Genomic DNA, 14425 nt, shown 5'->3' on the forward strand with positions numbered 1-14425 from the left:
TTCGATGGGTGAGAAGACCAAGTACATCCTGGACGAAGACGATCTGCCGACCCAGTGGTACAACGTCATCCCGGACTTGCCGGAGCCGCCGCCCCCGCCGCTGCACCCCGGCACCCGGGAGCCCGTCGGCCCGGAGGACCTGGCTCCGCTCTTCCCACAGGCGCTCATCGCCCAGGAAGTGACGACTGATCGCTATGTCGACATCCCGGAGGAGGTCCGGGAGGTCTACCGGCTCTGGCGGCCGTCGCCGCTGTACCGGGCGCGACGGCTGGAGAAGGCGCTCGGCACCCCGGCGCGGATCTACTACAAGTACGAAGGCGTCAGCCCGGTCGGCTCGCACAAGCCGAACACCGCCGTGCCACAGGCGTACTACAACGCGCAGGAGGGTGTCACCCGGCTGACCACCGAGACCGGCGCCGGCCAGTGGGGGAGCGCGCTCGCGTTCGCCTGCGCCCAGTACGGGATCGAGTGCGAGGTCTGGCAGGTCCGCGCGTCCTACGACCAGAAGCCCTACCGCAAGCTGATGATGGAGACGTTCGGCGCGACCGTCCACCCGAGCCCGTCCGAGCTGACCGAGTCCGGCAAGGCGATCCTCAAGGAACACCCGGATTCGACGGGCAGCCTCGGCATCGCGATCAGCGAGGCCGTCGAGCAGGCGGCGCAGGACCCGGACACGCGGTACGCGCTGGGCAGCGTCCTCAACCACGTGCTGCTGCACCAGACGATCATCGGCGAAGAGGCGCTGAAGCAGTTCGAACTGGCCGGCGACACCCCGGACGTGCTGGTCGGCTGCACCGGCGGCGGCTCGAACTTCGGCGGCCTCGCGTTCCCGTTCCTGCGGGAGAAGCTGGCCGGCCGGATGGACCCGGTGATCCGCGCGGTCGAGCCCGCCGCGTGTCCCTCGCTGACGCGCGGGAAGTACGCCTACGACTTCGGCGACACCGCCGGGCTGACGCCGCTGCTGAAGATGCACACGCTCGGCCACGACTTCATCCCGGACCCGATCCACGCCGGCGGCCTGCGCTACCACGGGATGTCGCCGCTGATCTCGCACATCTACGAGCTCGGCCTGATCGAGGCGATCGCGATCGGGCAGCAGGAGTGCTTCGCGGCGGGCGTGCGGTTCGCGCGGTCCGAAGGCATCATCCCGGCGCCCGAGCCGACGCACGCGCTCGCGGCGTGCATCCAGGAAGCGTTGCGGTGCAAGGAAACCGGCGAGGAGAAGGTGATCCTCACGGCGCTGTGCGGCCACGCCCACCTGGACCTGCCGGCCTACGGCGCCTACCTGGCCGGCGACATGGTGGACAACGAACTGTCCGCGGCGACACTCGAGGACTCCCTCTCGACGCTGCCGTAGGCCGTGAATGGCACATTGAGGGACTCTACGCCCCTCAATGTGCCATTCACGGACTTCAGAGGACGTCGGGGATTTCGGGGCGGAGGAGCTCCGTGTGGGGGCCCGCCAGGACCACCCGGTCGCGCCCCGCCGCCTTCGCCGCGAACACCGCGTCGTCAGCAGCCTGCAACAAGATCGTGTATTCGGTGGCGGTTTCGGGGTAGACCGCCGCGCCGATCGACGCCGTCAGGCCGTCGATCACCTCGGGCTTGCCCGGGCGGATCACCGGGACCGGCACCTCGGTCCGGGCGATCGCCGTGCGGATGCGGTCCGCGATGGACACGATTTCCGCGCTCGTCGCGCCCGGGAGCAGCACCACGAACTCGTCGCCGCCGAAGCGGCCGACGTAGTCGCCGCTGCGCACCGAACTCTGGATCGCCGCCGCGATCGCGCGCAGGACCTCGTCGCCCGCCAGGTGGCCGTTGCCGTCGTCGATGGCCTTGAAGTGGTCGAGGTCGATCATCAGCACGCCCGCGGTCGACGACAGCTCCGCGGCGCGGGCCAGCTCGTTGCGCGCCAGCTGGACCCAGAACTCCGGCGCGAGCAGCGCGGTCTTGGAGTCCGTGCGCGCGGCGGCCTGGAACTGCGGCAGCAGCAGGCCGATGTGCAGCGCCACCGGCGTCACCATGAGCACCGGCAGCAGCCACGGCCGGACCGTCATCACCAGCGCGATCCCGCAGCCGACGCCGACCGCGGCCAGCACGATCAGCACGTCCGACGGGTTGCCGAACGCCTGTCGCGGCGGCTTGCCCGGGTTGCTCATCACGATCGCGAGGATCACCAGCACGTAGTTGAGTCCGAAGTAGACGATCCCGGACAGCAGCAGCGCGGTCATCCCGCCGAACCCGTCCAGGTACGGGACGTACGGCGCCATGTGCCCGGTGCCGGCGGACAGCACGGCGCCCGCGGCGAAACAAGCGAGAATGACGGTCGCCCCGGAAAACACTTTCCGGTGAATCACGCCGCGTCGTTTGTACACGCGAACCCAGGAATGGGCGTAGCTGACGACGATGACGAGCGTGGCCAACGGCGGCGGCAGCAGGAGCAGCCCGGCGAAGATCCAGATCGACTGCAGGTGCATGTGCGGCCGGCCGTCGGCGGCCAGCTCGCGGATCCGCTCGATGCGTTGCGCCGCTTCGAGGTGCACGATCTCGCCGGCCAGGATCAGGCCGCACCAAAGGACGGATTGGGTCGTGACCGGCACGAGTGCGCTCGTGGCGAGGACCGCGACCAGCGCCAGCGCGTCGACGACGAGGACGTAGCCGAACACGGGAGTGGCCAGCCTCCACATCGCCCACGTACGGATACCTGATCGTGGACGTTCTGAGCTGGGCTTGCGCCCTGGGGACCCGGACAATCCCACGAAACGCCCTTCTTTTCAGGACGGAACTCGCTCGCGGAAATCGTCACTGTAATCGAATGAACGCGGTGTGTCACTAGGCTGGTCGGGCTACCGTCCGGTCACGCACCGTGCAAGATCCCTCACGAACAGGAGAAATCATGTCGCACTTCCTGCCCAACGCCAACATCGTCCCGTCCCGGCGTCGCGCGCAGCGGCCGACCGACTGGACGCGGCAGCTCCCCACCGACTGGACCCGCGCGATCCCGACGGACTGGACCCCGCGGCAGCTGCCGACCGACTGGACCGCGCGCGAACTGCCCACCGACTGGACCGTCCGCGAGCTGCCGACCGATTGGACCCGTCCCGGCGTCTCGTCACCGCTGCCGCAGTGCCCGACCGACTGGACGCGGTCCTGAACGGTGCCCGGTGACCGGCAACCCCGCCGGTCACCGGGGTTCCGGTTGCGCCCGCCGCCACAACGTCGCCGCGCCGAAGGCGGCGACCACGCCGATCGCGCCCGCGCCGGCGACCACTCCGTGCGGTGCCGCGCGTTCGGCCGCCAGCCCGGCCAGCACCACGCCGAGCCCCTGCGACACCCGCAACGCCGTCAGCGCGAAGCCGAACGCCTGCGCGCGCTGGGCGTCCGGGGTCAGCTGGACGAACGTCGTGTTGGCGATCAAGTTGTACGAACTGGCCACTCCGGACAGCGTCAGCAACGCCAGGGTGGCCCCGAGGTCCGGTCGCAGCGCGCACCCCAGCAGTGCCGCGCACGCCAGCACCGCCAACGGCCCGAGCAACCGGCTTCGCCGATCAGCCGGGATCCGCGACAACGCCGCCATCCCGATCACGTTGCCCAGCGCGTACGCCCCGAGCAGCAGCCCGACGACCACCGCGCCCCCGCCGAGTTCCGCCGCGTACGGCGCCGCGATCGCCTCACCCGCGATGTAGATCCCCGACACGCACCCCAGCGCGACCAGCGCGAGCCGCCGCCGGTCGCCGACGACGACCGTGAACCCGGCTCGCACGTGCTGCCACCAGCGGACACCCGATGATTCCCGCGGTGGCCAAGAGTGGACCCCGGTGACCAGGAACAGCGCCGAAACCGCGAAGCTCGCCGCGTCCGCGAGCAGGGCGCCGCCGGTGCCGATGGCCGCCACCAGGAGCCCGCCGAGGGCGAACCCGGCGACCTGGCCCGCCTGCACCAGCATCATCAGCAGGCCCATCCCGGGCACGAACGTCTCGCCGGGCAGCACCTGCGGCAGCAGCGCCGCGCGCGCGGAGTTCCAGACCGGGTTGAACAGCTGCACGCCGATCAGCAGACCGGCCACCACCGGCAGGGGGAGACCCGGCCACGCCATCACGGCGACCGCGACCGCGCGCAGGACGTCGGACAGGACCATCACCGTGCGCGGTGGGTAGCGGTCGGCCAGCCCCGACAGCAGGGGGCCGCCCACGAGGTCCGGCAGGAACGTCAGCGCGTACGCCAGCGCCGCCCAGCCGGGCGAGTTCGTCCGGTCGTAGACCAGGATCGACAGCGCGACCCGCGCCAGCTGGTCACCGGTGACCGAGACGAGCTGGGCGGAGAACAACGCCCGGAACTCGGCCACCGCCAGAACGTCCCGGAACCCCGCCGCACGCGCCGCCATGGACACCCACGGTACCTCCGCGGACGCGCTGCGTGAACGGCCGTTAGGAGGTCACTGCCCCTCGCCGCACGTGATTTTCGGCTGCGGGTTGTAGCGGACGTTGCGGGTCGAGCGGCTGACCTCGCGGCCCGAGGCGGCGTCCTTGAGCACGCGGGTGTCGCTCGTGGTGAACCCCGGCGCGCCGTTGGAGGCGTGGCAGTTCTCCGCCGGGCCCGGCTTGGTCGGCGGGTCGGTCGGGTTGGACCGGCCGCCCTGGATCGACTCGACGGTGTAGCGCTTGGTGCCCCACAGCTTCACGGTGATCGACGACGGCGTCCAGATCGTCTGGATCGCGATGCCCGTCGCCGAGTCGTTCGTGAACTTGATGTCGATGACGCTGGCGCCGTTGGGGTTCTGGAACACCGTCGCCTCGCGCGCGGCGGGGTAGCGGCTGATGTAGTAGCTGTGCTCCTTGTGCCCCGCGTCCTTCATGCCCGAGAAGTACGCCGCGTTGTACAGCGTCGTCGCGAACTGCGAGATGCCGCCGCCGACCTCGCGCGCCGGGGCGCCGTTCTCGATCACGCCGGCCTCGACGTAGCCCTGCGGCTTGCCGCGCGGGCCGGTGAACCCGTTGAGGCTGAAGGTTTCCCCGGGCTTGACGATGGCGCCGTTCACCTTCTGCGCGACGACGCGGATGTTCGTGCCGGAGTCCGCCGCGAAGCCGCCGGTGGTGAACTCGCCGACGACCTCCTTGACGCCCAGCTGGTTCGCCTGCTCGGTCGTCACCTTCGCCGGGGCGTCCTTGTAGATGGCGGCCACCTCGCGGCCGTCGGTCTTCTTGAGGACGTCGGGCAGCGGCTTGAGGCTCGGGTCCCAGTCGACGGTCCGGCCGTCGGTGGACGGGTCGACCGTGGGCTTGCCGCCCTCGAAGACGATGGTCGCCTCCTTGCCCTCCTTCTCGGTGGACTTCAGCTGCGGCCCGGCGGCTTCGGCGATCTTCGCGTTGTCGATCTTCGGCGTGAGGCCGCCGCCGTCGGCGGGCTCGAAGCTCAGCGCCGCGGCGATCGCGTCCGGCTTCACGGTGGCGTTCTTGCCGTCGCCCTTGACCACCAGCGGACCCGAGACGGCGGGGCGCGCGAACTGCTCCAGCGCGGCCTGGACGCCTTCGGGTGTCGTGCGAACGGGTGTGCTGGTGACCGGCAGCGCCAGCGTCTCCCCTCGCGCCCACTTCTCGACGACGGCGGCCTTCGCGGCTTCGACGTCGAGCTTCTGCCCGGGCTTCGGGGCGACGGCGACGGGGTTCGTGCCCTCGAACTTCACGGTGCCCTCGGCCGGCTCGCGGTCGACCTGACCGCGGAGGGCGTCGAGGGCGGCGGCGAGCTTCGCGTCCTCGGCGTGGCTGACGACGCCGACCTCGCGGCTGGAGAACAGCGACGCGAGCCGGGTGAACGGGTTCAGCGGCTGCTCGCCGGCCTGGTCGAGGGTCTGCGGCCAGTCGAGCTTCAGCCCGGCGACCGTCGGCGACAGCGTGCCCTGGACGTCGCCCGCGGTCACGGCGAGGGGGCGCGTCAGCCGCGGCTCGATCTGCCCGCGCAGCTCCTGCTCGGCGGCTTGGCGGTCCATCCCGCCGACGTCGACCCCGGCGACGGTCACGCCGCGCGGGACGCTGCCCTGGCTGACCAGCAGGTCGATGCCGTAGATTGCGACGAGCAGGCCGAGCGCCCCGCCCGCGATCCAGCCGGCCTTGCGCAGGTTGATCCGTTGCGCGAGCTTCTGGACCGGAGTGAGGGCCGGCGCCGGATCCGGTTCGGGCCGGACGACCGGCAGGACGTCCGTCTGCTCACCGTGTGACTCGGGCCAGCGCGGTTCGTACGGCAACTCTCCACCCCTTCAACGCGGCACCGGAGCACGCCGGTGACGTCGTCAGCGTACGGGGCACCCGGACAAGCCGTACGACTCGCCCTAACGGGGGATGAACCGGTCACGGAACGGTCAACCGGCGCAACCTCAACGGGCATCGGGCTCCGGATTGTGGCCCGCGCGGGCCGCCCGCGGCGGGCGGTTGCGTCCCGGCCAGAGCGCCCCAATGTGGCCTTCGGTGCGTTGAACGCACCCAAGGCGGCCTTCGGTGCGTTGAACGCAACCAAGGCCACATTGGGGCGCTCGGCTCCTCAGCGGGCATCGGGCTCCGGATTGTGGCCCGCGCGGGCCAGGAAGTCGAAGTCGCAGCCCTCGTCCGCCTGCGTGATGTGGTCGCTGTAGAGCGCGCCGTAACCGCGCTCGAACCGCGGCGCCGGCGCGACCCACTCCGAACGGCGCCGGGAAAGCTCCTCATCGGACACGTCCAGGTGCAACGTCCGCGAAGGAACGTCCAAGGTGATCAGGTCACCGTCCCGGACCAGCGCCAGCGGGCCGCCGACGTGCGACTCGGGGGCCACGTGCAGCACGCACGCGCCATAGCTCGTGCCGCTCATCCGCGCGTCGGAGAGCCGGACCATGTCCCGGACACCCTGCTCGAGGAGGTGCGACGGGATCGGCAGCATCCCGTACTCGGGCATCCCCGGCCCCCCGAGTGGCCCGGAACCGCGCAGCACCAGCACCGAGTCCGCGGTGATCGACGGGTTGTCGATCCGCTTTTTGAGGTCCGCGTAGTCCTCGAACACCACGGCCGGCCCGGTGTGCGTCAGCAGGTGCGGTTCGGCGGCGATGTGCTTGATCACCGCACCCGACGGCGCCAGGTTGCCGTGCAGCACGGCCACCCCGCCCTCGGCCGCCACCGGGTTGTCGCGCGGCCGGATGACGTCGTCGTTGTGGACCGAAGCGGCCGAGAGGTTCTCGCCGAGCGTCTTGCCGGTGACGGTGAGCCGCTCGGGGTGCAGCAGGTCGGTCAGCCGCGACAGCAGCCCGGGCAGGCCGCCCGCGTAGTAGAAGTCCTCCATCAGCCAGTCGCCGCCGGGGCGGATGTTCGCCAGCACCGGCACGCGCCGCGCGAGCGCGTCGAAATCGGCCAGCGACACCGGGATCCCGCTGCGCCCGGCCATCGCGATCAGGTGGATCACGGCGTTGGTCGACCCGCCCAGCGCCAGCACCGTCGTGATCGCGTCGGAATAGGCCCGCTTGTCCAGGATCTGCCCCACCGTCAGGTCTTCCCAGACCATGCCGACGATCCGCGCGCCGCTCGCCGCGGCCATCCGGTGGTGGGCGGAGTCGACGGCGGGGATCGACGCCGCGCCCGGCAGCGTCATGCCGAGCACTTCGGCGGCCGACGTCATCGTGGACGCCGTTCCCATCGTCATGCAGTGCCCGGGTGACCGCGCGAGCCCGCGCTCCAGTTCGGACATTTCGGCGTCGCCGATCAGCCCGGCGCGCTTGTCGTCCCAGTACTTCCACATGTCGGTGCCGCTGCCGAGGACCTCGTTGCGCCAGTGCCCGCGCAGCATCGGCCCGGCCGGGACGAAGATCGCGGGCAGCCCGGCGCTCGCCGCGCCCATCAGCAGCGCCGGCGTGGTCTTGTCGCAGCCGCCCATCAGGACGGCGCCGTCGAGCGGGTAGGACCGCAGGATCTCCTCGGTCTCCATGGCGAGGAGGTTGCGGTAGAGCATCGGCGTCGGCTTCTGGTACGTCTCCGAGAGCGTGGCCACCGGGAACTCCAGCGGGAAGCCGCCGGCCTGCCAGACGCCGCGCTTGACCTGCTCGGCGCGTTCACGCAGGTGCATGTGGCAGGGGTTGATGTCCGACCAGGTGTTGAGGATGCCGATGACCGGTTTGCCGAGGTGCTCTTCCGGGTTGTAGCCGAGCTGGCGGCTGCGGGCGCGGTGGCTGAAGTTGCGCAGTTCGTCGCCGCCGAACCACCGGTGGCTGCGGAGCTCCTCGGGTGTTTTCATACGATCCAGTATGGCATCTGATATATGATCTCGCGGGCCTGGTTGAATGGGTTCCGACACGAGCGAGGAGCGCATCATGACCGGGACGTTCAGCCTGCCCGCCTCCCGGACCGAGGTGGTCCTCGAGGAGATCCGCCGCGGCATCCTCACCCGTGAGCTGGTCCCCGGCCAGCCGCTCGTCGAAGCGGAGCTGGCCGCGCGGCTCGGCGTGTCGAAGACGCCGGTGCGCGAGGCGCTCAAGGTCCTGTCCAACTCGGGCCTGGTGACGTTCAGCCCGTACAAGGGCGCGTCGGTGGTCACGGTCGACGCCGAGCTCGCGAAGTCCGTCTACGACGTGCGGATGGTCTTGGAGCCGGAGGCCGTCCGCCGGACCGTCGACCAGCGTGACACCGCGTTGCTCGACGACGCCGCGGAGGCGCTGAAAGAGGCCTCGGTGGCCATCGCGGACAAGGACCAGGCCGCCCTGAGCCTGCTCAACCGCCGCTTCCACCGCGCCCTCTACCGCGGCTGCGGCAACCCGCTGCTGGTCAGCATCCTCGACGACCTCAAGGACCGCGCGGCGCTGATCAGCGTCGTCGGCTGGGAAGCCAACCCCAGCTGGAAGAAGGAGTGGACCGAGCACAAGGCCGTCCTCGCGGCGGCCAAGAAGGGCGACGCCGAGGGCGCGGCCGCCCTGCTCCGCGACCACATCGGCGGTTTCCTCGAGCGGGTCCTCAAGGCCATCGGATGAAGCTGCTCCTCATCTCGGACACCCACCTGCCGGCCCGCGCCCGCGTGCTGCCGGCGCAGGTGTGGGACGAGGTGGCGGCGGCCGACGTCGTCGTGCACGCCGGCGACTGGGTCGAGACCGGCCTGCTGGACGAGCTCGAAGCCCGCAGCAAGCGGCTGATCGCCGTCTACGGCAACAACGACGGAGACGACCTGCGGGCGCGGCTCCCGGAGATCGCGCGGGCGGACCTCGACGGCCTGCGCCTGGCCGTGATCCACGAGACCGGCGCCAAGCAGGGCCGCGAGCAGCGGTGCGACGCGCAGTTCCCCGGCACCGACGTGCTGGTTTTCGGGCACAGCCACATCCCGTGGGACACGACGACCCCGGCCGGGCTGCGGCTGCTCAACCCCGGTTCGCCGACCGATCGCCGCCGTCAGCCGTTCTGCACGTACCAGACCGCGCGCATCGAAAGTGGCGCGCTGGTGGACGTCGAGCTGCATCAACTGCCCCGGACGGGGTAGACAGGTCCCATGGATCCGGCATGGGCCTTGCGGGAGATCGCGTTCCAGCTCGAACGCGCGGGAGAACCGACCTACCGCGTCCGCGCGTTCCGGAGCGCGGCCGCGACCGCCGACAAGGTCGGCGCCGAGCAGCTGGCGCAGCTGGCCGAAAACGGCACGCTCACCTCGTTGCCCGGCATCGGCAAGGCCACCGCCGGCGTCATCGAGGACGCGCTGGCCGGGCGGGACCCGGCGTACCGGGAGAAGATCGTCGAGAAGAAGCTGCCGGACGGTGAACCGCTGCGCTCGGCGTTGCGCGGCGACTGCCACACGCACTCCGACTGGTCGGACGGCGGCAGCCCGATCGGCGAGATGGCCGTCGCGGGCCGGGACCTGGGCCACGAGTGGATGGTGCTGACCGACCACTCGCCGCGGCTGACCGTCGCGAACGGGCTTTCGCCGGACCGGCTGCGGACGCAGATGCAGATCGTCGCGAAGGCCAACGAACTGATGGCCCCCTTCCGGCTGCTGCAGGGCATCGAGGTCGACATCCTCGACGACGGCGCCCTCGACCAGGAAGAAGAACTGCTGGGACAGCTGGACTTCGTCGTCGCGAGTGTGCACTCGAAGCTGCGGATGCCGGCTCGCGACATGACCCGGCGGATGCTCGCCGCGGTCCGGAACCCGCACACCCGGGTGCTGGGGCACTGCACCGGACGGCTGGTCGTCGGGCGCGGCCGGCCGGAGTCGGAGTTCGACGCCGAGGCGGTGTTCACCGCGTGTCGCGAGAACGGCGTCGCGGTGGAGATCAACTCGCGCCCGGAGCGGCTCGATCCGCCGATGAAGCTGTTGCGCCTGGCCGCGGAGATCGGCTGCGAGTTCGCCATCGACAGCGACGCGCACGCGCCGGGCCAGCTCGACTGGCAGCCCTACGGCTGCGAGCGCGCGGTCAAGGCGGGGATCGGGCCGGAGCGGATCATCAACACCCGGACGGCGGAGGAACTGCTCGGCCGCTGATCTCGATGACGGGGTGCTTCGCCGGGTCGAGCCAGCGCAGCAGGGCTTCGAGGTCGGCCTTCGGGATCGCGACGCAGCCCGCGGTCGGCCTGCCGTCGGTGACGTGCAGGAAGAACGCCGAGCCGGCGCCGGGAACCACGGGATCGCGGTTGTAGCCGATGACGACGGCGTGGGCGTAGGCCGGGCCCGCCGCGCCGAGGTTCTCACCGGCGGCCTCGTCGAACGGGCACGTGCCGGGATCGCCGGAGAAGTGCGTGTTGTAGTAAGGGGATTCGACGTCGGACACCCACCAGTCCGACGTGGTGACCAGGCGGTAGGGCAGCCGGGTCTCCGCGGGCTCGGTGCCGAACGCCTCGGTCAGCGGCCACACCCCGGCCGGGGTGTGCGCGGTCGATTCGCCGGCCTGGCCGACGCCGTTCCGCCCGATCCGCGCGGGGATCGGGCCGTGCACCCGGAAGCGGTCGGTCCCGGTGTGGTCCCAGGTCGTGAGGACGGCGGTGGCCGCCGTCGCGTCGTCCGCGACGACGGCCACCACCTGACGGGTCATCAGTTGATGGTGTAGGAGTCCCCGTAGACCTTCCACTTCAGCGGGGTGTGCAGGTCGAAGTTGCCCGCGTTGAGGAACACCAGCTGCTCGGTGTCGACGCGGGACGTGTCGGAGTGCGCGTCCTCCTGCTTCATGATGACCTTGCGGGCGGCGAAGAACGCCTTGAGGTAGGTCGCCTCGTCGCCGCCCTGCGCCGGCGTCTTCGCCTTCTTCATCGCGGCCTTGCGGATGCCGCCGAAGCTGTCGGAGCTGTCGCCGGGGCCGTGCATGACGATCGCGTCGTAGTAGGCGAACTGGCCGAGGTTGCTCAGGCCGTCCGACTTGCCCTGGCTCACCGAGGGGTTGAAGTACACGCGGTCGCGCTCGCTGTTCTGCGCGTTCTGGAACGCGGTGGTGGCCGCGGCCTGCTTCCACGCGCTCTCGAACGCCGAGCCGAGCCCGCTGTGCGAGTCGGTGCCGTTCACCTTCCGCAGTGCGGGAAGGTACTTGGCGAGGGGGTTGCCCGGGACGGAGTCCGTGTAGGCCTCGACGAGCTCGAGCATGTCGCCGGTGCCGGAGCAGAACCCGATGATGCCCGCGGTGTAGCCGCGGCCGTCACCGATGTCCTCGATGTACTTGTACTGCGCTTTCCAGTCCAGTGAGGAGTTTTCCGCGCTGGAGACCAGCTTCATCGCGATCTCCTTCTTCGCCGCGACCGAAAGGTCGCCGGTGGCGAGCACGGACGCGCTGCTCGCGGCCGGCGACGCGGGTGCGGCGGAGGAGAGTGCGGGGGTGGTGATCACGAGGGCGGCGACGGAGGCCGCGCCGAGCGTGCCGATGAGGACCGGCCGCAACTTCTTGCTCATGGGGGAAAGCCTTTCCGCGGGTCGGCCGTGGGGGAGCACGGCCTTCGGGCATGGCGGACGAGGCCCGGAATTCGGCGACCTTTCGGACGGCGCCTTCAGGGCTTCGGGTGGTGCTGCGGCGTAGCGCCACGGTAGCGAAGGGTGAGGTGCTTCACAAGAGGCGGAAGATGTTCATGTTCATGAACGGCGCGTTTCCGTCCTCAAAGGACTCGGATTCGGCAATTAGGTAAATCCGGGAAGGGAAAACAGACTATTTCGAGCCGGTGCTCAGCGGGCCCCGGTGAAGATGCGGAGGACGTCCGGCAGCACGTTCACCGGGATCGTCGGGTCGATCGCCCGCTGGACGCCGAGGCCGATGCCGAGGCTGAGCAACGCCGTCGCGGCGTCGTCGGCCGACATCGGGAGCGTGATCCCGAACCGCTCGGCGTACCCGGTGAGCAGGCCGGCGATGGTGTCGCGGATGGCTTTGTCGCGCGTGGCCAGCTCGGCGCGCACGTGCGGGTTGCGCCGGGCGTTCGTGGCGAACTCGACCTCCAGGGCGGTCCACGCCTCGTCGCCGATGCTGCGCTCGGCCCAGGTCTGGAACGCGGCGAGCAGCCCGTCGACGCCGTCGGCGCCGACGAGTGCCTCGGCGACCAGGTTGACCTGCTCGTCGTGGATCCGGTCGAGCACCGCGAGGCAGAGCTCGTCCTTGTTGCGGAAGTTCGAGTACACCGCGCCCTTCGAGTACCCGGCTTCGTCCGCGACCTTCTCCAGCGACGTCAGGGAGTAGCCGTCGCGCAGGAAGAGCAGCTTGGCGGTCTCGATCAGCTGCTCGCGGGTGCGCGCCTGGCTTTCCGCGCGGGTGAGTCGGGCCATGCGTCCACTCTAGTCAGCTTGGAATCGGGGTACCGCTGGTATTGAGATACTGTTAGTCTTCGAAAATGGAACAACGCCACTTCGCGGTCCTCGTCGTCGGCGCCGGGGCGTCCGGGCTGGGCGCGGCCATCCGGCTACGCCAGGCCGGCGTCGACGACCTCGCCGTGCTCGAGAAGGCCGGCGCGCTCGGCGGGACCTGGCGCGACAACACGTATCCGGGCTGCGCCTGCGACGTCCCGTCCGCGCTGTACTCGTACTCGTTCGCGCCCAACCCCGGGTGGACGCGGGCGTTCGCCGGGCAGGCCGAGATCCGCTCGTACCTGGCGGAGACCACGTCGCGGTTCGGGGTCACGGACAAGATCCGCTACGGCGTCGAGGTGACGCGAGCCCAGTGGAACGGTTCTCTTTGGGAACTGGAGACGACTGAGGGTCCGTACACCGCGCGGATCCTGGTCGCGGGCACCGGGCCGTGGCACGAGCCGCTGATCCCGGACCTGCCGGGGCTCGCGGACTTCCCGGGCGAGGTCTTCCACTCCGCGCGCTGGAACCACGACTACGACCTCGCGGGCAAGCGGGTGGCGGTGATCGGCACCGGCGCGTCGGCGGTGCAGTTCGTCCCGCGCATCGTGCCGGAGGTAGCCCGGCTGCACCTGTTCCAGCGCACGGCGCAGTGGGTGCTGCCGAAGCCGGACCACCACGTCCCGGGCGTCGAACGGTTCCTGCTGCGGCGGTTCCCGGCGCTGCAGCGGGCGTTGCGCCGCGCGGAATACGGGGCGATGGAGACGCTCGGCTTCGGGTTCCGGCACCCGTGGCTGCTGCGGCAGGTGCAGAAGATCGGGCTCGCGCACCTCCGGCTGGCCGTGCGGGATCCGGCTCTGCGTCGTGCGTTGACGCCGGACTACACGCTCGGCTGCAAGCGGCTCCTGATGTCGAACACCTACTACCGTGCTCTGACCCAGTCTCAGGTGGACGTGCACCCGACGGCGGTGCGGTCGATCGACGGCCGCCGGGTCCTGGGCGCGGACGGTTCGGTCGCCGAGGTCGACGCGATCATCTTCGGCACGGGTTTCCACATCCTCGACATGCCGGTGTCTTCGCGGGTCTTCGACTCCGACGGCCGGAGTCTCGACGACCATTGGCAGGGCAGCCCGCAGGCGTACGCGGGGACGACCGTGGCCGGGTTCCCGAACCTGTACCTGCTGCTGGGGCCGAGCCTGGGGACCGGGCACTCGTCCGCGTTCATGATCCTGGAAGCCCAGCTGCGCCACACGGTTTCGGCGGTGACCCGGACGCTGAACTCGGGGTGGGCGTCGGTTTCGGTGCGTCCCGAGGCGCAGGCGGCGTTCAACGCCGAGGTCCAAGCCGCGCTGCCAGGAACGGTGTACCAGTCGGGTGGTTGCTCGAGCTACTACACGGATGTCAACGGGCGCAACAGTTTCAGCTGGCCGTTCTCGACGGGGCGGTTGCGGTCGGCGGTGGGCTCGTTCGACGAAGCGGACTACGAGATCGGGAGGGTCCATGCGGTATCCGCGCATTGACCAAATTGGACCCGGCCGCGCGAGCGGCCTACGTCCGGCGGGTCTCGGCGCAAGTGGGTCGTGAGTGAGAAACAGGGACAGGAACGCCGCGATGTAGATCGGGATGCCGTACACCGCGATCCCGCTGCCCGCGGTCTGCAGGACGAAGATGGCGACGGCGACAC

13 protein-coding genes are annotated in these 14425 nt (G+C 70.4%); 6 read left to right on the plus strand and 7 right to left on the minus strand.

All coding sequences use genetic code 11. The features are described 5' to 3' along the window. Positions 1-4: 4 nt before the first annotated feature. The gene (locus tag AB0M59_RS50370; RefSeq protein ID WP_364630514.1) at positions 5-1357 is read left to right on the plus strand and encodes a TrpB-like pyridoxal phosphate-dependent enzyme; all 1353 of its coding nucleotides are present in this window, start codon (positions 5-7) and stop codon (positions 1355-1357) included. 55 nt (positions 1358-1412) lie between these two features. Here the strand turns inward: AB0M59_RS50370 and AB0M59_RS50375 are convergent, their stop codons facing one another. Continuing rightward, positions 1413-2687 carry a diguanylate cyclase gene (locus tag AB0M59_RS50375; protein WP_364630517.1) on the minus strand — a complete coding sequence of 425 codons (1275 nt, stop codon included), beginning with the start codon at positions 2685-2687 and terminating at the stop codon, positions 1413-1415. 209 nt (positions 2688-2896) lie between these two features. On the opposite strand from AB0M59_RS50375, the gene AB0M59_RS50380 reads away from it, so the two are divergent. Continuing rightward, a complete protein-coding gene (locus AB0M59_RS50380) occupies positions 2897-3154 on the plus strand; it encodes a hypothetical protein (protein ID WP_364630520.1) in 258 nt (85 codons plus the stop codon). A 30-nt stretch (positions 3155-3184) separates the two neighbouring features. Here AB0M59_RS50380 and AB0M59_RS50385 read toward each other — a convergent pair whose 3' ends face one another. The 3 genes from AB0M59_RS50385 to araD all read right to left on the minus strand — a co-directional run bounded on the left by AB0M59_RS50385 (position 3185) and on the right by araD (position 8247). Next, a complete protein-coding gene (locus AB0M59_RS50385; RefSeq protein WP_364630523.1) occupies positions 3185-4384 on the minus strand; it encodes an MFS transporter in 1200 nt (399 codons plus the stop codon). Positions 4385-4435: 51 nt separating this feature from the next. Beyond that, positions 4436-6241, minus strand: a complete 1806-nt coding sequence (locus tag AB0M59_RS50390) for a VanW family protein (RefSeq protein ID WP_364630526.1) — start codon at positions 6239-6241, stop codon at positions 4436-4438. 293 nt (positions 6242-6534) lie between these two features. Further along, positions 6535-8247 carry an L-arabinonate dehydratase gene (gene araD, locus AB0M59_RS50395; RefSeq protein WP_364630529.1) on the minus strand — a complete coding sequence of 571 codons (1713 nt, stop codon included), beginning with the start codon at positions 8245-8247 and terminating at the stop codon, positions 6535-6537. 76 nt (positions 8248-8323) lie between these two features. On the opposite strand from araD, the gene AB0M59_RS50400 reads away from it, so the two are divergent. From AB0M59_RS50400 to AB0M59_RS50410, 3 genes are read left to right on the plus strand one after another with little or no spacing between them, the layout of a single operon-like run. Continuing rightward, entirely contained in the window at positions 8324-8977 is a 654-nt protein-coding gene (locus tag AB0M59_RS50400; RefSeq protein WP_364630532.1) for a GntR family transcriptional regulator, read from the plus strand. Then, positions 8974-9477, plus strand: a complete 504-nt coding sequence (locus AB0M59_RS50405; RefSeq protein ID WP_364630535.1) for a metallophosphoesterase — start codon at positions 8974-8976, stop codon at positions 9475-9477. Before AB0M59_RS50400 ends, AB0M59_RS50405 begins: the two co-directional genes overlap by 4 nt. A 9-nt stretch (positions 9478-9486) precedes the next feature. Then, positions 9487-10473 carry a PHP domain-containing protein gene (locus tag AB0M59_RS50410; protein ID WP_364630537.1) on the plus strand — a complete coding sequence of 329 codons (987 nt, stop codon included), beginning with the start codon at positions 9487-9489 and terminating at the stop codon, positions 10471-10473. Here AB0M59_RS50410 and AB0M59_RS50415 read toward each other — a convergent pair. The 3 genes from AB0M59_RS50415 to AB0M59_RS50425 form a co-directional block, all read right to left on the minus strand. Beyond that, positions 10436-11020, minus strand: a complete 585-nt coding sequence (locus AB0M59_RS50415; RefSeq protein WP_364630539.1) for a L,D-transpeptidase family protein — start codon at positions 11018-11020, stop codon at positions 10436-10438. The two genes, AB0M59_RS50410 and AB0M59_RS50415, sit on opposite strands and share 38 nt — an antisense overlap. Then, the gene (locus AB0M59_RS50420) at positions 11020-11865 is read right to left on the minus strand and encodes a chitosanase (RefSeq protein WP_364630542.1); all 846 of its coding nucleotides are present in this window, start codon (positions 11863-11865) and stop codon (positions 11020-11022) included. The genes AB0M59_RS50415 and AB0M59_RS50420 overlap by 1 nt, the downstream gene beginning before the upstream one ends. A 267-nt stretch (positions 11866-12132) precedes the next feature. Further along, positions 12133-12723, minus strand: coding sequence for a TetR/AcrR family transcriptional regulator (locus tag AB0M59_RS50425; protein ID WP_364630544.1), 591 nt, complete (start codon positions 12721-12723; stop codon positions 12133-12135). Between the two features lie 65 nt (positions 12724-12788). Between AB0M59_RS50425 and AB0M59_RS50430 the strand changes: the two genes are divergently transcribed. Continuing rightward, complete coding sequence (locus AB0M59_RS50430; RefSeq protein WP_364630547.1) at positions 12789-14261, plus strand: NAD(P)/FAD-dependent oxidoreductase; 1473 nt, start codon at positions 12789-12791, stop codon at positions 14259-14261. Positions 14262-14425: the final 164 nt, after the last annotated feature.

Source organism: Amycolatopsis sp. NPDC051371 (genome assembly GCF_040682155.1).
Lineage (GTDB): Bacteria > Actinomycetota > Actinomycetes > Mycobacteriales > Pseudonocardiaceae > Amycolatopsis.

Excerpts from the sequence above, each read along its gene's own strand:
- AB0M59_RS50430 (WP_364630547.1), top strand. The coding sequence starts at position 12,789 with ATGGAACAACGCCACTTCGCGGTCCTCGTCGTCGGCGCCGGGGCGTCC.
- AB0M59_RS50420 (WP_364630542.1), bottom strand. The coding sequence starts at position 11,865 with ATGAGCAAGAAGTTGCGGCCGGTCCTCATCGGCACGCTCGGCGCGGCC.
- AB0M59_RS50385 (WP_364630523.1), bottom strand. The coding sequence starts at position 4,384 with ATGGCGGCGCGTGCGGCGGGGTTCCGGGACGTTCTGGCGGTGGCCGAG.
- AB0M59_RS50375 (WP_364630517.1), bottom strand. The coding sequence starts at position 2,687 with ATGTGGAGGCTGGCCACTCCCGTGTTCGGCTACGTCCTCGTCGTCGAC.
- AB0M59_RS50370 (WP_364630514.1), top strand. The coding sequence starts at position 5 with ATGGGTGAGAAGACCAAGTACATCCTGGACGAAGACGATCTGCCGACC.
- AB0M59_RS50405 (WP_364630535.1), top strand. The coding sequence starts at position 8,974 with ATGAAGCTGCTCCTCATCTCGGACACCCACCTGCCGGCCCGCGCCCGC.
- AB0M59_RS50380 (WP_364630520.1), top strand. The coding sequence starts at position 2,897 with ATGTCGCACTTCCTGCCCAACGCCAACATCGTCCCGTCCCGGCGTCGC.
- AB0M59_RS50410 (WP_364630537.1), top strand. The coding sequence starts at position 9,487 with ATGGATCCGGCATGGGCCTTGCGGGAGATCGCGTTCCAGCTCGAACGC.
- araD (WP_364630529.1), bottom strand. The coding sequence starts at position 8,247 with ATGAAAACACCCGAGGAGCTCCGCAGCCACCGGTGGTTCGGCGGCGAC.
- AB0M59_RS50425 (WP_364630544.1), bottom strand. The coding sequence starts at position 12,723 with ATGGCCCGACTCACCCGCGCGGAAAGCCAGGCGCGCACCCGCGAGCAG.
- AB0M59_RS50415 (WP_364630539.1), bottom strand. The coding sequence starts at position 11,020 with ATGACCCGTCAGGTGGTGGCCGTCGTCGCGGACGACGCGACGGCGGCC.
- AB0M59_RS50400 (WP_364630532.1), top strand. The coding sequence starts at position 8,324 with ATGACCGGGACGTTCAGCCTGCCCGCCTCCCGGACCGAGGTGGTCCTC.